17 protein-coding genes and 1 tRNA gene are annotated in these 19,280 nt (G+C 62.5%); 10 read left to right on the forward strand and 8 right to left on the reverse strand.

Annotation, left to right across the window (positions count from 1 at the left end):
* The first annotated feature begins 60 nt into the window (after positions 1-60).
* Entirely contained in the window at positions 61-1,104 is a 1,044-nt protein-coding gene (locus BUB78_RS13210; RefSeq protein ID WP_073198666.1) for a patatin-like phospholipase family protein, read from the forward strand.
* Positions 1,105-1,122: 18 nt separating this feature from the next.
* Here the strand turns inward: BUB78_RS13210 and BUB78_RS13215 are convergent, their stop codons facing one another.
* The 5 genes from BUB78_RS13215 to BUB78_RS13235 form a co-directional block, all read right to left on the reverse strand.
* The gene (locus tag BUB78_RS13215; protein ID WP_073198789.1) at positions 1,123-2,550 is read right to left on the reverse strand and encodes a mannose-1-phosphate guanylyltransferase/mannose-6-phosphate isomerase; all 1,428 of its coding nucleotides are present in this window, start codon (positions 2,548-2,550) and stop codon (positions 1,123-1,125) included.
* Entirely contained in the window at positions 2,550-3,512 is a 963-nt protein-coding gene (gene fcl / locus BUB78_RS13220; RefSeq protein WP_073198668.1) for a GDP-L-fucose synthase, read from the reverse strand. Before fcl ends, BUB78_RS13215 begins: the two co-directional genes overlap by 1 nt.
* 5 nt (positions 3,513-3,517) lie before the next feature.
* Positions 3,518-4,636, reverse strand: coding sequence for a GDP-mannose 4,6-dehydratase (gmd, locus tag BUB78_RS13225; RefSeq protein ID WP_073198670.1), 1,119 nt, complete (start codon positions 4,634-4,636; stop codon positions 3,518-3,520).
* 352 nt (positions 4,637-4,988) lie between these two features.
* Entirely contained in the window at positions 4,989-6,332 is a 1,344-nt protein-coding gene (locus BUB78_RS13230; protein WP_073198672.1) for an ATP-binding protein, read from the reverse strand.
* Positions 6,329-6,988, reverse strand: coding sequence for a response regulator transcription factor (locus BUB78_RS13235; RefSeq protein ID WP_073198791.1), 660 nt, complete (start codon positions 6,986-6,988; stop codon positions 6,329-6,331). The genes BUB78_RS13230 and BUB78_RS13235 overlap by 4 nt, the downstream gene beginning before the upstream one ends.
* 147 nt (positions 6,989-7,135) lie before the next feature.
* On the opposite strand from BUB78_RS13235, the gene BUB78_RS13240 reads away from it, so the two are divergent.
* From BUB78_RS13240 to BUB78_RS13260, 5 genes are all read left to right on the forward strand, one after another.
* Positions 7,136-7,534 (forward strand): PepSY domain-containing protein, encoded by a 399-nt coding sequence (locus tag BUB78_RS13240; protein WP_073198674.1) that lies wholly within the window; start codon positions 7,136-7,138, stop codon positions 7,532-7,534.
* Positions 7,535-7,651: 117 nt separating this feature from the next.
* Complete coding sequence (locus BUB78_RS13245) at positions 7,652-8,116, forward strand: DUF2271 domain-containing protein (RefSeq protein WP_073198675.1); 465 nt, start codon at positions 7,652-7,654, stop codon at positions 8,114-8,116.
* 25 nt (positions 8,117-8,141) lie between these two features.
* Positions 8,142-10,355: a PepSY domain-containing protein gene (locus BUB78_RS13250; RefSeq protein ID WP_073198677.1), complete on the forward strand. Its 2,214-nt coding sequence runs from the start codon at positions 8,142-8,144 to the stop codon at positions 10,353-10,355.
* Entirely contained in the window at positions 10,336-11,271 is a 936-nt protein-coding gene (locus BUB78_RS13255; RefSeq protein WP_073198679.1) for an FAD:protein FMN transferase, read from the forward strand. Before BUB78_RS13250 ends, BUB78_RS13255 begins: the two co-directional genes overlap by 20 nt.
* A gap of 52 nt (positions 11,272-11,323) precedes the next feature.
* Complete coding sequence (locus BUB78_RS13260; RefSeq protein ID WP_073198681.1) at positions 11,324-12,577, forward strand: DNA polymerase IV; 1,254 nt, start codon at positions 11,324-11,326, stop codon at positions 12,575-12,577.
* Positions 12,578-12,695: 118 nt separating this feature from the next.
* Here the strand turns inward: BUB78_RS13260 and BUB78_RS13265 are convergent, their stop codons facing one another.
* Positions 12,696-13,559, reverse strand: coding sequence for an N-formylglutamate amidohydrolase (locus tag BUB78_RS13265; protein WP_073198683.1), 864 nt, complete (start codon positions 13,557-13,559; stop codon positions 12,696-12,698).
* A 146-nt stretch (positions 13,560-13,705) separates the two neighbouring features.
* Here BUB78_RS13265 and BUB78_RS13270 point away from each other — a divergent pair.
* The 3 genes from BUB78_RS13270 (at position 13,706) to BUB78_RS13280 (ending at position 15,412) form a co-directional block, all read left to right on the forward strand.
* Positions 13,706-13,780 (forward strand) — tRNA-Val (locus tag BUB78_RS13270).
* 78 nt (positions 13,781-13,858) lie between these two features.
* Positions 13,859-13,984: a type B 50S ribosomal protein L36 gene (ykgO, locus tag BUB78_RS13275; protein ID WP_008282420.1), complete on the forward strand. Its 126-nt coding sequence runs from the start codon at positions 13,859-13,861 to the stop codon at positions 13,982-13,984.
* A 186-nt stretch (positions 13,985-14,170) separates the two neighbouring features.
* The gene (locus BUB78_RS13280) at positions 14,171-15,412 is read left to right on the forward strand and encodes an NAD(P)/FAD-dependent oxidoreductase (RefSeq protein ID WP_073198685.1); all 1,242 of its coding nucleotides are present in this window, start codon (positions 14,171-14,173) and stop codon (positions 15,410-15,412) included.
* A 10-nt stretch (positions 15,413-15,422) separates the two neighbouring features.
* Here the strand turns inward: BUB78_RS13280 and BUB78_RS13285 are convergent, their stop codons facing one another.
* Both BUB78_RS13285 and BUB78_RS13290 read right to left on the reverse strand, forming a co-directional pair.
* The gene (locus BUB78_RS13285; protein ID WP_084732873.1) at positions 15,423-17,057 is read right to left on the reverse strand and encodes a peptidoglycan-binding domain-containing protein; all 1,635 of its coding nucleotides are present in this window, start codon (positions 17,055-17,057) and stop codon (positions 15,423-15,425) included.
* Between the two features lie 18 nt (positions 17,058-17,075).
* Complete coding sequence (locus tag BUB78_RS13290; RefSeq protein ID WP_073198689.1) at positions 17,076-18,296, reverse strand: phenylacetate--CoA ligase family protein; 1,221 nt, start codon at positions 18,294-18,296, stop codon at positions 17,076-17,078.
* Between the two features lie 131 nt (positions 18,297-18,427).
* On the opposite strand from BUB78_RS13290, the gene BUB78_RS13295 reads away from it, so the two are divergent.
* Positions 18,428-19,276, forward strand: coding sequence for a hypothetical protein (locus tag BUB78_RS13295; protein WP_139279346.1), 849 nt, complete (start codon positions 18,428-18,430; stop codon positions 19,274-19,276).
* Positions 19,277-19,280 lie beyond the last annotated feature (4 nt).

Here is a 19,280-nt window from a genome sequence, read left to right on the forward strand (position 1 = left end):
CTCGGGGGCGTGATATGCGCCCTTTTGACGGCCCCCTTTTGAATTCAGGACATTGAACAGATGAGCAGGACCACCAAACCGATCAACCTCGCCCTGCAGGGCGGCGGCGCGCATGGCGCGTTCTCCTGGGGGGTTCTTGACCATATCCTTGAAGATGGCCGGTTGCAGATTACCGGTGTCTCCGGCACCTCGGCGGGGGCGATGAATGCCGTCGCCCTGGCCGATGGCTATACCCGCGACGGGCCCGACGGCGCGCGCGCCGCGCTTGAAAAATTCTGGCACTGCATGAGCAAAAGCGCCCAGCAAAGCCCGCTGCAACGCACACCGATTGACCGCATGACCGGCAACTGGGGGCTGGAGAACAACCCGTTCTATCATTTCATGAATGCCCTCTCGGGCGTCGCCTCGCCCTATCAGCTCAACCCGATGAACATCAATCCGCTGCGCGATCTGGTCGAAGAGAGTATTGATTTCGAGATGGTGCGCAACTGTACCGCCTTCAAGCTGTTCATCTCGGCCACCAATGTCGAGAGCGGCAAGGTCAAGGTGTTTCCGCGCAAGGATCTCACCGCCGATATGGTCATGGCCTCGGCCTGTTTGCCCAGCATCTATCAGGCGGTCGAGATTGACGGCGTGCCCTACTGGGATGGCGGCTATATGGGCAATCCCTCGCTGTTCCCGCTCTACAAAGAGACTGGCACCGACGATATCGTGGTCATCCAGATCAACCCGATCGAACGCAAGGGCGCGCCGCGCACGCCACAGGAAATCGACAATCGTCTGAATGAAATCAGCTTTAATTCCAGTCTTCTCAAGGAATTGCGCGCCATCGACTTTGTTGACCGCCTGATCCGCGAAGGCAAGCTTACAACCGATCAATACCGCCCCGTGCGCGTGCACATCATGGAAAACGAGGCTGCGCTAAAGCCGATGGGGGCCTCATCAAAAATGAACGTGGAATGGGCCTTTCTGACCCGGCTGCGTGACATCGGGCGCGACACCGCCAAGGACTGGCTCAAGACCAACTTTGATGCGGTTGGCGACCGAAGCACCGTCGATCTGCGTGCCATGTTTCAGGGCATCGGCGCCGAGCATCAGGGATAAGGGGCGCAAACGCCCGCCTCATGAGCGGGCGTAAACATCATCATAGCGGATGATATCATCCTCGCCGAGATAGGCGCCGGTCTGCACCTCGATCAGGACCATCGGCACTTTGCCGGGGTTTTCCATCCGGTGCACTGCCCCAAGCGGGATATAGATCGACTGTCCTTCGGTGATCAGGCGCACATCGTCATCCACCGTCACCTTTGCGGTGCCTTCAACCACGATCCAGTGTTCAGAGCGATGGTGATGGCTTTGCAGGCTCAGGCTGGCCTTTGGGTTGACCAGAATGCGCTTGACCTGAAACCGGCCACGGATCGTCAGGGTCTCGAACCAGCCCCAGGGGCGGTGATCCTTGGGAAGAACCTCGGCTTGGGTCGCGCCCTTGTGCTTGAGGGCGGTGACGACTTTTTTCACGTCCTGCGCGCGATCCTTATGGGCCACAAGCACCGCATCCGGCATGGCAATGGCGATGATATTCTCAAGGCCAAGCCCGACGATTTCCTGCGACGAGCTTTCAGAGCGCAACAGAACATCGCGACACTCGATTGCCGTCGCATTGCCCGAGGTCACAACGCCGTTCTCATCCGGGCCCTGCTCTTCCCAGACCGCATCCCAACCGCCAAGGTCCGACCAACCCGCCGAGAACGGCACCGCGACAAGATTGTCGGCCCGCTCCATCACCGCATAGTCGATGGAAATATCTTCGCATTCGCCCCAGGCCAAAGGATCAAGCCGCCAGAAGCCAAGATCGGCCTTGCCGTCTTCAACCGCCCGCGTGACCGGATCAAGCAGGCCCGGCGCATGCGTCTCAAAGGCCGCAATCATGTCTTTTGCCCGGAACAGGAAAATCCCCGCATTCCAAAGGTAATTGCCGGCCTCAAGCATGCTGCGCGCGGTGTCGCCATCCGGCTTTTCGACAAAACGGCTTAAGGAGACGGGATCGTCTTGCGCAACTGCGCTCAGCTCAAGATAGCCATAGCCCGTGGCCGGGCGATTGGGGGTGATGCCAAAGGTGACAATCTTGCCCTCTTCGATCACCGCCACGCCCTTGGCGACCGCCGCGTGAAAGGCCTCTGTGTCGGGAATGACGTGATCGGACGGCGCAATCAGCAAAACCGCCTCGGGGTCGGTCTTGCGGGCGAAAATGCTGGCGGCAAGCACGGCCGGGGCGGTATTGCGCCCCTCGGGTTCGATCAGGATCGGACCGGGATCAATGCCGACCGATTGAAGCTGTTCGCCGACGATGAACCGGAAATCCGATGTGGTCAGCGTCATATGCGGCGTAAACCTCAGGGTCGGCGATGTCGACAACCGCTTGGCGCTTTGCTGAAACAGGGTTTCGGTGCCAATCAGGTTCGAGAACTGCTTGGGATAGGATTTTCTCGACAGCGGCCAAAGCCGCGTGCCGCTGCCCCCTGCAAGAAGAACCGGAACAATTGGTGTCATCATACCATCCTGTTTTCGTGGGAAGGGTCCGTGAACCAGGCATAGGATCGCTCAAGCCCCTCGCGCAGGCCAACCTTATAGGTCCAGCCCATCGCCGCAAGCCGTGACACATCCATAAGCTTGCGCGGCGTGCCATCGGGCTTGCTTGCGTCAAAGGCAAGTGTGCCGGTAAAGCCGACCACCTCGCTTATGGTTTCGGCAAGCTCGCGGATCGTGACATCGGTTCCGGTGCCGACGTTGATATGGCTCAGCATCGGATCGCTATTGGCGCGGTACGTGGCCGGGTCAAGGTTGGCGACAAACAGGCTCGCCTCGGCCATATCCTCGACATAGAGGAATTCGCGCATCGGCGTGCCGCTTCCCCAGACGACGACTTCGCTGTCGCCGCGCTGTTTGGCCTCGTGAAAGCGGCGCAAAAGCGCGGGCACGACATGGCTGTTTTCGGGGTGAAAATTATCGCCAGGCCCATAAAGGTTGGTCGGCATGACCGAGCGGTAATCGGTGCCATATTGCCGGTTATAGCTTTCACAGAGCTTGATGCCGGCGATCTTGGCAATGGCGTAGGGCTCGTTTGTCGGCTCAAGCACGCCGGTCAGCAGGGCATCTTCGCGCATCGGCTGGGGCGCGCGTTTCGGGTAGATACAGGACGAGCCCAGAAACAAAAGCCTCTCCACCCCGGCGCGAAAGGCCTGATGGATGACATTCGCCTCAATCATCAGGTTTTCGTAAATGAACTCGGCCGGATAGGTGTTGTTGGCATGAATGCCTCCGACCTTGGCTGCCGCAAGGATGACCTCATCGGGCTTTTGCGCCTGCATGAAGTCGGCAACGGCGGCCTGATTGCTCAGGTCCAGCTGGTCATGGGTCCGGGTCACGATCTCGGCCTCGGGGCGCGTGGCCTCGAGCTGGCGCAGGATGGCGCCACCGACCATGCCCCGATGCCCTGCAACATAGATCTTCATCACCCTCAACCTTCGGTCGAAACAGGCAGGTCCAGCCCGTGTTCCTTGAGCAGGCGATAGCGGCGCGCGGCCTTGAGGTCATCGGCGACCATCTCGGCACACATCTCCTGCGCGGTGATTTCGGGCGTCCAGCCAAGCTTGGCCTTGGCCTTGCTCGGATCGCCAAGCAGGGTTTCCACCTCGGCGGGGCGGAAATAGCGCGGATCAATCCGCAGGATCACCTGGCCGGGCTTGATCTCGGGCGCGTCATCGCCGGTCACGGTATCGACGATGCCGACCTCATTCACGCCAGTCCCCTCAAAGCGCAGGGTGATGCCCAGTTCACGCGCCGACCAGATGATGAATTCGCGCACCGAGTATTGCTTGCCGGTGGCGATCACGAAATCATCCGGCTCGTCCTGTTGCAGCATCATCCACTGCATGCGGACATAATCCTTGGAGTGGCCCCAGTCGCGCAACGCGTCGATATTGCCCATGTAAAGACAGTCCTCGATGCCCTGCACAATATTGGTAAGGCCACGGGTGATCTTGCGGGTCACAAAGGTCTCGCCCCGGCGCGGGCTTTCATGGTTGAACAGAATGCCGTTGCAGGCATACATGCCATAGGCCTCACGGTAATTGACCGTGATCCAATAGGAATAAAGCTTGGCCACCGCATAGGGCGAGCGCGGGTGAAACGGGGTTGTCTCGGTCTGCGGGGTCTCTTGCACCAGGCCGTAAAGCTCTGATGTCGAGGCCTGATAAAAGCGCGTCGTCTTGTCCAGGCCAAGAAAGCGCACCGCCTCCAAAAGACGCAGAGCGCCGATCGCATCGACATCGGCGGTATATTCCGGCGCCTCAAAACTCACGGCGACATGGCTTTGCGCACCGAGATTGTAAATTTCATCGGGGCGCACTTCCTGAATGATCCGCGTCAGGTTCGAGGTATCCGACAGATCGCCATAATGCAGGTGAAGCTTGGGGTTACGCTCGTGCGGATCTTCATAGATGTGATCAATACGCTGGGTGTTGAACAGCGACGCCCGCCGCTTGATACCGTGAACCTCATAGCCTTTTTCCAACAGGAATTCAGCGAGATACGATCCGTCCTGACCAGTAATGCCTGTGATCAGTGCCTTCTTCATGCGGCGCTCCTCAATTTACATGCGGATTATTTTTGTCTTTCTACCAAGGCGGCCCGCAATACACACCTGTTGTTTTTGAAACTCACAATGCGCGACATATCGGCCATTTCCGTCTCGTCCGCCCCTCAACCGGTCGCGTCAGGCCGCAGGGCCCGAGCGATGCAGAGTGCGTTGTCAGACCATGACCTGCCTCGCCCAAGGTTTCACAACCCGGATCTCACTTATGCGAGCTTTCTTTCGAAAGCCAAGGGGCTTTTGCCGTCCAATGCTGATGAGCATCGCCCTGGTGCCTGTGGCCATGCATCATTCCCCCAGAGCGTTGGATCAAGGGATCCGTCGGAAAAGAGCTGGCTCAGCTGTCCTCCTGCGCCAAAGGCACCTGAAAGCGCGCTTCAAACCCATCCGGCCGCCCCGTCGCCGGGGAGTGCAGGCTGAATCTTGCCTGCGCGCCGTCGGCGATGGCCTGAACGATCGACAGGCCAAGGCCGCTTCCGTCCGCCGATGTGTTCTGGCCGCGCTCAAAGCGCGCGGTCAGGCGGGTCAGGGTTTCCGGCGCCAGTGCCGGGCCATCGTTGCGCACGCTAAACAGGCCCTCACGGGTCAATCTGACCCGCACCGGGGCCTCGCCCGTGCCGTGGCGCAGGGCGTTTTCGACAAGGTTGCGCACCATGATGGCAAAGGCATCCGGGTCGAAATCAGAGAGCACCGGGCTGTCGGGCATCTCGGCCACGATCCGGTCGGCTCCGGCGGTCCGTTCAAAAGCGGACAGCGCCAGGCACAGCACCGGGCGCAAGTCAGAGGCAGTCTCGCGGCGCAGACGCCCGCCCTCGGCGCGCGCCAATTGCATCAGCTTTTCCGACAGCCGGTTGAGCCGCTTGAGCGCGGTTTCGATCTCGCCCGCCCTTGCCCCTGCGGTCGCGTCCTTGGTTTCGGCCATCAGCCTCTGGGTCTGGGCCAGGGCGGCGGCAACGGGGGTGCGCAATTCATGCGCGGCATTGGCGGTAAAGCTGCGCTCGGCCTCAAGCGTGCGGCGCAGGCGGTCCAGAAGCTGGTTCACCGCATCCGACACCGGCAGAAATTCATCCGGCAGGCTATCGGCGCCCACAGGCGACAGATCGCGCGCGCCGCGACTTGACAGGGTGCCGCTAAAGTCGCGCACCGGCGCAAGGCTGCGCCGCACGATCAGCAAAAGACCGATCAGGCTCAGCGGGATCACCACGAAGAGCGGCAGGGCAAGCGTCATCAGGGATTCGCGCGCCACCTCGGCGCGGTGGGCAAGCGGCTCGGCAATGGCGATGGTGATCGTGCCGCGCAAAGCCGCGTCAAAATAGAGCCGATGCGTCGCCGTCTGGGAAAATCCCACATCTTCATAGGGCGGAAAAACCGCAATATCGGCAGAGTGCGAGCGCAGCAGGACGCGGCCCAGATCATCGCGCACGATATAGGTGAAATATTCTTCATGCTGGCGCAGGCTTGCGATGCGTTGGCTCACGCCCTCTTCGTCGCGATCAAGGATATCAAGCACCGCCAGCGGCAGAATGCGCTGTGCGGTTTCCTCTAGGGCGGAATCAAACACCTCGTTCATCTCGCTGCGCAGCAGGGTCGCGGTAGCGAAAGCCGTGGCAAGCCACAAGACCGCAAGTCCAAGCCCAAGCCCAAGCGCCAGCCTACCTTGCAGAGATCCCGGAAGCCTCACGCCGCGCCCAGCCGATAGCCAAGCCCACGCACCGTTTCGATGCGCTCGCGACCCAGCTTTTTGCGCAAGCGGCTGACGTGAACCTCGATCGCGTTGCTTTCGATCTCTGTGTCAAAGGAATAAAGCCGCTCTTCGAGCTGCGCCTTTGACAAAAGCTGATTGGGGCGCTGAACGAGGGCCTCGAACAGCACCCATTCGCGCGCGGTCAGGGACACCGGCTTGCCTGCGCGGCGCACCGATCTGGCGGCAAGGTCGATTTCAAGGTCGCCCAAGGTGACCAAGGGGTTGGGATTGCCGGAATAGCGCCGCGCCACCGCCCCGACCCGCGCCGAAAGCTCCGAGAGATCAAAGGGTTTGACCATGTAATCATCGGCGCCCGCGTTCAGCCCCTCGATCCGGTCGCTGATCTGATCAAGCGCTGTCAGGATGATCACCGGGGTCACATCGCCGCGCCCGCGCAGCGCGCGCAAAAACGGCTGGCCACGCCCATCGGGCAGCATCATGTCGAGCAGGATAAGGTCATAGTCGGCCACATCAAGATATTCGCCCGCCTCATCAAGCCGTTTGGCCCAATCGGTGGAATGGCCATCGGCCATGATCTGATCGCGCACCGCCGCCCCCAAAACAGTATCATCCTCAACCAGCAGCACCCGCATTTTCTTATCCGCTCCGTTCCGTTTGTCGGGCTCTCTATCACGCGCGAACCTGACGCGGACCTGACACAGAAAAATGCCATGCTTCAGGTTCAAGTCAGCATAGCGCGCAATAAGACCCCATCACCAGCAATCTCAGGAGATGGGAAATTGAAAAAATATCTGATCGCAACGACATTCCTTGCCGGAATCGCCGCCGCAGGGGTTGCTCTGGCCGATGACGACGACTGCAACGTGGCGATGTCCAACTGGCAGCCGCGCGAGGCGGTCAAGGCGATGGCCGAGGCCCAGGGCTGGAGCGTGCGCCGCATCAAGACCGATGACGGTTGTTACGAGATCGACGGTCGCGATGCCCAGGGCCGCGAAATCGAGGTCAAGGTTGATCCCGGCACACTCGCCATCGTCGAGATAGAATATGAAGACGACGATGATGATGATGATGACGACGATTACGGCAAGTCGCGCAAGAACGCCGCCCCTGCGGGCAGCGTCGCCCCGCCGGACAACGGCCTGTTCACACCGGGAAGCAAGCCGGTGGTCAAACAGTAATCCGCGCATCCCGCGAACCTGACGGCTGGCTGACGGGTTTTCTTTCAAACCGTCAGCCGCGCTTCAGCCCGGCCCGTCACACAGGGGCCAATCAAAAGACACCCAGGAGATGACACCATGAAAACCCTGCTCGCCATGCTTGCCCTGACCACGGCGCTTTCTGCCCCGGCACTGGCCGCGCCGGTCACCTTGACCACCAACCTTTCAAACTATGGCGGCGATGGCGCCTATCTTGCGCTTTATGTCACCGACGCCAAGGGCGCCTATAAAGGCAGCCTCTGGATGGCCGGAGGCAAGGCGAAATATTACAAGCACCTGAGCGACTGGCACCGCGCCACCGGCGGCAATACCGCCGAGATCAGCGGCATCACCGGCGCCAGCGTCGGCGCGGGCCGTCAGCTCAAGATCACGCTCGATCTGTCGGATGCGCTGTTTGATGCGGGCTATGAGCTTCATATCGACGCCGCCGTCGAAGACTTTCGCGACAGCCCCTCCGAGGTGGTCGTTCCGCTGACACGTGCCGGAGCCAACAAACCCGTCGCAGGACGCCACTATATCCGTGATTTCACCTACGGCATGTAAGCCAAGTAGGCGAAAGGGCCCTGCCATGTTGCGCAATCTGCACAAAATCCCCGGTCTGATCGCGGCGATCCTGATCATCGTGATCACGCTGAGCGGCACGGTCCTTTCCGTCCTGCCCGCATGGGAGGTCGTGGCAGAGGTCCCGTCCCGCCCCGAGGCAGGCCTCAGCGTGGCGACGCTGGTCGATCGCATCGCGATCGCCTATCCCGGTGTCGAGCAGATCAAGCGCTCACCCTCGGGCAAGATCACCGCGTTTTACTTTGACGGCGGCCAGCCCGGCGCAGAGGTGATTGATCCCGCAACCGGCATCGGTGTCGGCCCCTATCAACGCTCGGATTTTGCGCGCTGGATGACCAATCTGCACCGCTCGCTGTTTCTGGATGATGCCGGTCGGTGGGCGGTTGCCGCCGGCGCGGTCTCTCTTTTGATGCTCTCGGTGTCGGGGCTGATGCTGACGGCGCGGCGTGTGGGCGGGTGGCGGCATTTCTTTTCCCGCTTGCGTGGCCCCCTGACCGGGCGGCTTCATGTCGAGGTGGCGCGCCTTAGCGTTGCCGGGCTGTTGCTTTCGTCGGTGACCGCGCTTTTCATGGTTGCAAGCACCTTTGGCCTTATTCCCGAGGCGGAAAACCCCCCGGCGTTTCCGCGCGTGGTCAGCGAACAGACCGGCGCCATCCCCGGCACCATGGCCTTGCTCCGCAACACCCCCGTCAGCGCGCTGCGCGAGCTTACCTTTCCCTATCCGGGTGATCCCACGGATGTGTTCAAGCTCACCACCGATACCGGCGAAGGCTATATCGACCAAGGCACTGGCGAGACGCTGATCTGGGCCGATGCCGGCCTCTGGCAGCGGGTGAACGAGACGATCTATATGCTGCATACCGGGCAAGGCGCGGCCCTGCTTGGGGTGGTGCTTGGCCTGATGGCGCTTGGCGCGCCGTTCATGGCGGTGACCGGCGCAATGCTCTGGCTGCAATCGCGCCGCGCGCGGCCCCGGATCAAGGGCAACATGCCCGCCGGGCAAGCCGATACCATCGTGTTGGTCGGCAGTGAGGGCGGCAGCACCTGGGGCTTTGCCGCGACGCTTCACCGCGCGCTGCAAGAGGCCGGGCACAAAGTTCATACCGGCGCGATGTCGGGCTTTCGCCCCGAGCGTTACACGCGCGCCGCGCAGATGATCGTACTGGCCGCCACCTATGGCGATGGTACGGCGCCGACCTCGGCCAAGGGGTTTCTTGACCGTCTTGCGGCCCTGCCGCAGGCCCCCGAGATGTCGCTTGCCGTGCTTGGCTTTGGCGACCGACAGTTCCCGCACTTCTGCGCTTACGCCGCCGAGGTGGCGCGGCTGGCCGATCAAAAAGGCTGGTCCTCGCTACTGCCGACGGGCACGATTGATCGTCAATCCCCACAGGAATTCGCCCGCTGGGGCCATGCCCTTGGCGAGGCGCTTGGCCATCCGCTTGAACTCTCGCACAGCCCGATGATCCCGAAAAGTCAGGCGCTTACGCTTGTGTCGCGCCGCGATTATGGCTCTGACATGCAGACCCCTTCGGCGATCCTGCGCTTTGCCCTGCCCCGGACCGGCCCCATCGCGCGGCTGATGGGGCGCGGCTTTGCCAGGTTCTCGGCGGGTGACCTTTTGGGCATTGTGCCCGAAGGCGCAAGCATGCCGCGGTTTTATTCGCTGGCCTCGGGGCAGGCGGATGGTTTTGTCGAAATCTGCGTCAGCCGTCATCCCGGCGGGCTGTGCTCGGGGCAGCTTTTGGCGCTCAAACCCGGTGACAGCGTTCAGGGCTTCCTGCGCCCCAGCCCCGATTTCCGCCCGCAGACCAATGCCAAGCCGGTGATCCTGATCGGGGCCGGCACCGGGATCGGGCCGTTGGCCGGGTTTGCCCGATCCAACCGGCCGGGGCGCGAGATGCACCTGTATTTCGGTGCGCGCCACCCCGACAGCGATCTCTTCTACGGCGAGGAAATTCAGGATTGGCAAGGCGATGGTCGGCTTGCCTCGGTGACCACCGCATTTTCGCGCACCGACACGCGCAGCTATGTGCAGGACGCCCTGCGCAGTGACGCGACCCGGATTTCCCGGCTGATCAATGACGGCGCGCAGGTTCTGGTCTGCGGTGGTCGCGATATGGCCTCCGGCGTGGCCGAGGCCCTGGCCGACATCCTTGCCCCCACCGGATTGACACCGGCCCTTTTGAAAGCTGAAGGATATTATGTTGAAGACACTTACTAAATTGACCCGCCACACCCTGAGCGGGCCGACGATGGGCACCCGCTGGTCGGCGCAATTTCATGCCCCTGACACGGTTGATCCGACGAAAATCGAGGCGGCATTGGCCGAAAGCGTCGCGGTGGTCGATCGGCAGATGTCGACCTGGACACCCGACAGCGACCTGATGCGCCTGAACCGCGCGTCGTTGGGGGAATGGATCACCCTGCCGCCTGAATTGATGACGGTGCTCAAACGCGCGCTTGAGATCGGGCGGCTGTCGGACGGGGCCTTTGATATCGCCATCGGCGACGCCGTCACCGCCTGGGGGTTTGGCGCAGAAGGCTATGACACCGACGCCATGCGCCGCGCCTTGATTCACCCCCGCCCCAAAGCGCATGAAATGCTGGAGCTTGACCACACCGCGCAACGGCTGCGCAAATCCGCAGCTGGGACGCTTGACCTCTCGGGCATCGCCAAGGGCTTTGGCGTCGATCAGATGGTTGCCGTGCTGGCGCGCTTTGGCATCGAACATGCGCTTGTCGGGCTTGACGGCGAATTGCGCGCCATCGGTCAGCGCCCCGAGGGCACGCCCTGGACCGTCGCGCTTGAAAAGCCCGACTACGAGGTGCGCGCGCCGCTCTCAATCCTTGAACTGCACGACAGTGCGGCCGCCACATCGGGCGATTATCGCCATTGGGTCGATCTTGGCACACAGCGCCTCTCGCATACGATGGACCCGGCGCGCGGCGGCCCGGTGCTGGGGGCGGCGGCCTCGGTCACGGTGCTGGCCGATACCTGTATGAACGCCGACGCCTGGGCCACCGCATTCATGGTGATGGGCAAGGACAAGGCCGCGATTCTGGCCAGCGATCAGGGGCTGAGTGCGATCTTTGTCGAGCGCCGCGGCGAAACCCTGCGCCAGACCTATGTCGGCTAGGGACCACCGGGCGGCTGGCAGAGCGCGGGCATTGGGGTAATATGGCCCCATCATGCCAAGCCTTTGCCGCGATTGCCTTGACCGATTCGACACTGGCGCGCGCTGTCCCACCTGCGGCAGCCCGCGGGTGATTGCGCATGACGAGCTGTTTCAGCTTTCCATCGCCCATATGGATTGCGATGCGTTTTATGCCAGCGTGGAAAAGCGCGACAATCCGGAACTGGCAGATAAGCCGCTTATCATCGGCGGGGGTCGGCGCGGGGTGGTCTCGACCGCCTGTTACATCGCGCGGATTCGCGGCGTGCGCTCGGCGATGCCGATGTTTCAGGCGCTGAAACTCTGCCCCGAGGCGGTGGTGATCAAGCCGCGCATGCAGGTCTATGCCGATGTCTCGCGCCAGATCCGCGCGATGATGCAGGCGCTGACCCCCGCGATCGAACCCTTGTCGCTGGACGAGGCGTTTCTTGATCTCACCGGCACAGAGCGGCTTCATGGCGCGCCGCCCGCCGTGATGCTGGCAGGGCTGGTGCGCCAGATGCGCAGCGAGCTTGGCCTTACCGGGTCAATCGGGCTTAGCCACAACAAGTTTCTTGCCAAGATCGCCTCGGACCTCGACAAGCCACAGGGGTTTTCGGTGATTGGCGCGGGCGAAACCGCCGGTTTTCTGCGCGACAAACCCGTCAGCCTGATCTGGGGCGTCGGGCAGAGCACACGCACCGCGCTCAACGCGGCGGGCATTCGCACTTTTGCCGATTTGCTCCGCTGGGAACGAGAAGACCTGAGCGCGCGGTTCGGGGCCATGGGCGGGCGGCTCTGGTATCTGGCGCGCGGGCGCGATGCGCGCCGGGTCTCGGCGCATGAGCCGGTGAAATCCATCTCGAACGAGACCACATTTTTCGAGGATACCAAGGACGCCGATATCCTTGACGGGCATTTGTGGCGGCTGTCGGAAAAGGTGGCGGATCGCGCCAAGGCCAAAGAGATCGCCGGGCGGGTCGTGACCCTCAAGCTCAAGCGCAGTGATCATTCGCTGATCACCCGCAGGCAAGCGTTGCGCGATGCGACCCAGCTTGCCGATACGCTCTATCGCTCGGCGCGCGGTTTGATGGATCACCTGCCCAAAGGGGCCGCTTATCGGCTGATCGGGGTGGGCCTTTCGGAGCTTGGACCAGAGGCAGGCGCGGATCGCTCTGGCGATCTGCTTGATCCGCAGGCGGTGCAGCGCGGCAAGGCGGAAAAGGCCACCGATCTGATTCGTCAGAAATTTGGCGCGGATGCGATTCTCAAGGGCCGCGCGCTGCGCTGAGAGGTGCGGCCAAAGGCATTGGCATCTACCATCAAAGCCGGGTCATGCACCCAGAGGGCGGAATGAGTATTTGGACCAAGAAGAAGGTCACAGCGCTCTGACAACAGGCTTTTGGGGGCTATTCGGCCGCCAACGGCCTGGCCAGGGGGCGGCCAATATCGGCAATCTCGCGGATCACACCGCGCAACAGGGTGCGGAAGGCCTCGAAATTGCCATTCGGGCGGATCAGCCCTTCGTTCATGTAAAGCGCGCGATCAATCTCGATCTGGATGGCGTGGCGGCCCCGCGTGGGGCGGCCATAGGCCTGGGTGATATAGGCCCCGGCAAAGGGGGTGTTGCGCGTCACCACCAGGCCGGTGCGCTGAAAGGCGGCCTCGATCCGGTCGACGATATCACTGCTGGCGGCGGCGCCGAAACGGTCGCCAAGCACCACCTCCGGGCGGCGCACACCGCGGCGCGCGACGGCATCCATCGCCTCGTGCGGCATGGAATGGCAATCCACGAGAATCGCCTGTCCGAACATCAGGAAGGCCTGATCGAGCTGCCCTGCAAGCGCCGTGTGATAGGGCCGCCAACAGGTGTCGATCCGGCGTTTGGCCTCGGTCATGGAAATTTTGCCGGAATAGATCGCCTGACCATTGGCCACGACGCGCGGGATCACCCCGAGACCCGAGGCAACGCGCGGGTTGTGCCCGATCTTGCTCACGCCCTCGATCAGGGCGGGATCAAGCTCGTCCTCGCTTCGGTTGAGATCGACATAGGCGCGCGGTGCACCGGCCTTGATGAAAGGCGCGCCGACCTCTGGTACGCTGTCGAACAGCTGATCGACAAAGGCATCCTCGGACGAGCGCACGGAATGCTCGTTGAGCGTGGTGCGGCGCAGGAAAGACCACGGATAATCGCGCCCGCTATGGGGCGAGGCGAACACCACAGAGGTGGTACGCCGCTCGGGATATGTCAGGTGATAGGCGACCTTTGGCATGACCTCTCCTTGTGAAACCGATAATAGACTGAAATTGAGGTTCTAAAAGCCCTTGATCCCCCTTCCGACTCCTTTTATAGACCAGCGAACCGGCGCGGACTCCCGCGCCCCTTTTGTTGGGGGGGTGGGGCCAAGTTGGTATTCATGGGCGATTAGCTCAGTGGTAGAGCACTTCGTTGACATCGAAGGGGTCACAAGTTCGAACCTTGTATCGCCCACCATGAATTCACTGTTCTGCATGACGCAGAACGCCCGCAACCAAGGCGCTGGCCCGCGCCGCGACAACTGAGGAGACGACCATGAAGGTTCGTAATTCACTCCGCTCGCTTAAGAATCGGCATCGCGACTGCCGTGTCGTGCGCCGCAAAGGCCGCGTCTATGTTATCAACAAGACGCAGCCCCGGTTCAAAGCCCGCCAGGGCTAAGCCTGCAGCCACCTTTTTGGTGGACGATATCAGCCCCGCCTTTTCGGCGGGGTTTTCTTTTGTGCTCACGGGTTTTGCTCTGCACCGGACCGGCAATTTCGCCACCGCCCGGCAAGAGCCCACTTGCCGCCCCGCCCGTCCTGCGGTTAGGTGGCATGGATTGCATTCCCCGAACGGGCACCCCCCATGAGCACCCCACAGAAAATTATCGTCATCGGCGCCGGTATCTGCGGGCTGAGTTCCGCCATTTGGCTGCGCCGCGCCGGCCATGAGGTGACGCTTGTCGACAAGGACGCGCCCGGCGCGGGGGCGTCTTTCGGCAATGCGGGCCTTCTGGCGCAATGGGCGATCGTGCCGGTCAACACCCCGGGCCTTATCAGCACGGGCCTCAAATATATCCTGAACCCGCGCTCGCCGCTGTTCGTGCAATGGTCGTATTTCCCGCGCCTTTTGCCCTGGCTTATGAAATTCGCCGCCAATGCCAATGACAGCGACACCCGCCGTATGGTGGCCGGGATTGTGCCGATTGTCGGCGACAGCCTTGATCAGCACATCGCCCTGACCCGTGGTACCCGCGCCGCGAAATGGGTCACCGCCAGCGATTTCAGCTATGCCTATGAGACCCGCAGGGCGTTTGACGCCGATGCCTATTCCTGGGCGCTCAAGCGCGAAGCGGGCTATGTGCCAGAGGTGCTGACAGGTGGCGCCGTGCAAGAGGCAGAGCCGATCCTCGGGCCCGCTATCAAATGCCTGGCGACGCTCAAGAGCCACGGGCATATCCTTAACCCCGGCGCCTATATGGCCGATCTGGCGCTTGTGCTTCAGGAAGAGGGCGGCACCTATCAACAGGCCGAGGTGCAGGATATCACCCTGGAAAATGGCCGCATCACCGCGCTTGAGACAAGTCGCGGCGCCATGCCCTGCGATCACGCGGTTCTGGCCGCCGGGATCTGGTCCAAGCCGTTGATGCAGAAACTGGGCCTCAAGGTGCCGCTTGAGGCCGAGCGCGGCTATCACCTGCATTTCACCGGGCCAAGCCAGATGCCCAACAACCCGATGATGATCGCCAGCGGCAAGTTTGCGGTGAACCCGATGGCGCATGGGCTGCGCTGTGCGGGAACGGTGGAATTGGGCGGCATTACAGCGGGGCCGTCCCGCGCGCCGCTTGATCTTATCCGGCGCGGGGTCGCGCGCGCCTTTCCCGAGATGCGCCATGAGGGGGTCGAGGAATGGATGGGCTTTCGCCCCTCTACGCCCGACAGCCTGCCGCTGATTGGCGAGATTGGCAAAACCGGCGTGCATGCGGCCTTTGGCCATCAGCATGTCGGCCTGACCGCTGGCCCCAAGACCGGGCGCATCGTCGCCGACCTGATCAGCGGCAAGCGCCCCAACATCGACCTGGCCCCCTATAGCGCCAACCGGTTCTGAACGCGCCGGATCAGCGCCCGCCCATCAACTGCACCATCGTGGCGCGTGAAATGTAACCGGTGACCGGCAATTGGCGGTGACGCTGAAAGCGGCGGATCGCCTGGCGGGTTTCTTCGGTGAACTGGCCATCCGCAGGGCCGGGTTTGGCGCCGAGTTGCTCAAGCCGTCGTTCGATCAAAACGCGGGCGACTTTTGCTCCGGTATACTGGCGTTCCTCGTTGCGGGCCGCTTCAATTGCGTCGGCATTGCTCACGGCCTCTTGCAGGGTTCTGATCCGGTCGCGGGCGGCATCGGCAAAGCCGCTCTCGGGATAGCTGCGCAGGAAGGCATCATAGGCCTCCGGGGTGTCGGCGGTGCGCGCCGCGTCCCAGGCCTCGCGTTCCTGACGATCGGTTTCGGCGCGCCGTTCCTGTTCGAACTCGTCAAGCCGGGCGCGGGCAACTTCGGAAAACGCGCCGTCGGGATAGCGGCCGAGGTAGGCGCGCAAACCGGCTTCGTCGCCGTTGCGCCCGGTATTGCGCCAATAAGCGCGATCGCGGCGGTCTTCCTCGATCTGGCGTTGGCGGGCCTCTTCCTCGATCTCGCGGGCACGCTCGGTCGCCTGCTGGCGCAGCCGGGCCAGAGTGTCGGCGTCAAGATAGCCAGAGGGCGTCAGGCCGTTTGCGCGTTGCCAGCCGGTCATCGCCGCCCGCGTGCCGCGCCCGAAAACACCGTCGATGCCGCGCGGGTCGAACCCCAGAAGCGACAGGTTACGCTGAATTTCACGCCGCGCCTCGCGATTGAGCCTAAGCGCCGCCTCGCCGTCGCGCGCCGCGCGTTCCGGCGCATCGCGCAGCCAGTCGATACGCTCGCGCGCCTTCGAAAGATAGCGCCCGGCGGGATAGGCGCGGACATAGGCATCATAGGCGTCGGCGGTTTCAACCGCCTGAACCGCCTGCCAAAACCCATCCTCGCGGGCCTCTGCGAGAGCGGCCTCGCTGACCATCGCAGACCCCGCGCCCATCAGCCCGGTGCCTTCGGACAGATCCCCCGAGAGGGTGATGCCACGCGGCGCGGCGCGCGCCACCTCGGCAAAGCTGGTGTCGGGCACAAGCAACCCGTCGCGCAGAACGCCGATCAGCCCGCCAAACGGACCGCTGGCATAGGTCACGCCTTCGGCCTCTGTCAAACCGGCAAGACCGGCCGTAAGGCCCGAGGCCACCTTAAGATTTTCCGTCGGAGCAAGCAGGATCACCGCAGGGCCATCCACCCCCGCCGCAATCGCCGACAGCGCATTGAGCGACAGACCGGCGGCGCCAATCCCAAGGCGGCTGACTGATCCGGTTCCGGCGGGCAAAAGCCAGCTGTCCTGACCATCCCCGGCCATTGGCCCGGTTGCGAGGATCAGCAAGCGCTCGACCTCTCCGCGCGTGATATCCGCCTCGATGCCAAGGGCCGCCGCGCGCATCGCGCCCATATTGCCGCCATCCGGGGCAAGCACGTCAAACCCGGCCTCCGTCAGGGCCGCCTCAAGATCAAAGGCCACCGCAGAGCGCCGTTCGCTACTGCTGCGCGCATCAAGCACCAAAGCAAGGTCAGCGGCCAGAACCGGCCCTGTCAAAACGGCCAGCCAGAGGCCCGCGATCCATCCCAAGCCTCGTCTCATAGCGCTGATCCTTTCGACTCACTCGTAGGTGCGTTGATCTTCTATCACTTTGCCATCGTTTGGAAGGCTGCCCTTGGCGACCACCTCGATCCGGCCCCTGAGCTTGAGCGTTTCGGCCACCGCATCGGCAAAGGCATCACCACTCTCGGCGTCGGTCTCGATCTTGACGGTCATGACATCGGCCTCGCCTTCGCGGCTGGCGATGACGCGGGCGCGCGCGATGCCCGAATGTCCGGCGACAAGCGCCGCAACCTGCTCGGGGCGCACGAACATGCCCTTGATCTTGGTGGTCTGATCGGCGCGCCCCATCCAGCCCTTGATGCGGGTGTTGGTACGGCCACAGGGGCTTGTGCCCTCCATCACCGCGCTCAGATCGCCGGTGGCGAAACGGATCAGCGGATAATCCGGGTTGAGCGTGGTCACCACCACCTCGCCGACCTCGCCGGGGGCAACCGGGTTGCCGGTGCCGGGGGTGACGATCTCGACGATCACGCCCTCATCGACAATCATCCCCTCCTGCGCGGGGCTTTCATAGGCGATATTGCCAAGATCGGCCGTGGCATAGCATTGCAGACAGGCGATGCCGCGCTCGGCGTATTCGGCGCGCAGCGACGGGAACAGCGCACCGCCCCCAACCGCCGCACGGGTGATCTTGAGAGGCAGACCAAGCTCGTCGGCCTTGTCGAGAATCACCTTGAGATAATCCGGCGTGCCAGCATAGGCGGTGACGCCCACGTCATGCGCGGCGCGCGCCTGAAGCTCGGTCTGCCCGGTGCCCGCAGGCAGCACAGCCGCCCCAACCGCACGTGCGCCATTCTCAAAGATCATGCCGGCCGGCGTCAGGTGGTAGCCGAAACAGTTCTGCACGATATCGCCCTTGCCAATCCCGCAGGCATGCAGAAACCGGCCCATCCGCCACCAGTCGTGATCAGTGCCGCCGGGCTCGTAAATCGGGCCGGGGGATTGGAAAATATGGGCAAAGCCATGCGCGGGCCGTGTCGTCAGCCCGCCAAAGGGCGCCGCATTGCCCTGTGCCCGGCCCAGATCGGATTTGCGCAGGACCGGCAATTTGGCCAGATCGGCAACGGTCGTGATTGCCGCCGCATCCACATCTTTCAGCGCCCCACCATAGCCCGGCAAGGCCTGAGCCGCCGCGATTTGCGCAGGCAATGCGCGGGATATCGCCTCTGCCCTCGCCTCAGGGTTGCGCGCCTCAAGATCATCGAAATACTGGGTCATGGTAATATCCTCTGCCTGTCGCATTACGTTGCGACAGCTTGACCAATTGATTGGAATCGCCTTTTAGGCGAAACACCGCATACCATCGTATGCAAATGATACGCTGGCGCATTCGTTACGAGGGCCCGACCATGAGCGAAACGCAGACGTCCACCGCGCCCGATCTGGCCGAGCTTGACCGCCGGATCAGGTTTGACGACACTCTGCAAATCATGGAGGCCGATTTTTCCGGTTTTCATTTTGACAGCAGCGAAGTGGTCAACCGCTTTTATGACCGCCTGGAACACCGCATCAAAGAGACCGGCGAAGAGCTTTGGTTCTTTTTGGTCAACCTCAACGACACCCGGATCGACCCGACCGCCTGGACCGCCTATTCGCGGCGCGGCCGCGCGCTGAACATGGCGCATTCCATGGGCTCGGTCCGTTTTGACGCCTCTGACATCACCCGCCGCCAGATCGAACGTGCGGCCAATACCGAGGCCTTTGATCCCAACCTTTTCTCGGATCGCGACGCCGCTATTGCCCGGATCAAGGAACTGCCCAGCAAACGCCGCAAGCGGCTGCTCCACGAGGCCAACCATTCCCGGGCCGATTTCGTCACCCGCCTGTCGTTTGACCCCGCAACCGTGATTATGGATGTCGATTTCTCGCATTTCACCTTTCACCACAGTAAGGACGTCAACGACTTTTACGACTACATCGAAGAGCGGATCAAAGAGAGCGACCGCAAATGGTTCTTTCTGGTCGACATGAACGCCTGTCAGATCCTGCCTGCCGCCTGGATCCAATACGCCCACCGTGGCAAACGCCTTAACATCGCGGCCTCTCTGGGCTCGGTGCGCTATGCCGCCGGATCGGAAACCGAGGCCGACATTCGCCTGCGGGCGGAAAGCCAGGGCTTTCGCCCCAACATTCGCAATACGCGGCAAGAGGCGCTCGAGCTGATCGAGGAGTTGAGAGCAGAGCTGATGCAAGGCTGACCTC

This window comes from Roseovarius marisflavi (assembly GCF_900142625.1).
GTDB classification, from domain to species: Bacteria; Pseudomonadota; Alphaproteobacteria; order Rhodobacterales; family Rhodobacteraceae; genus Roseovarius; species Roseovarius marisflavi.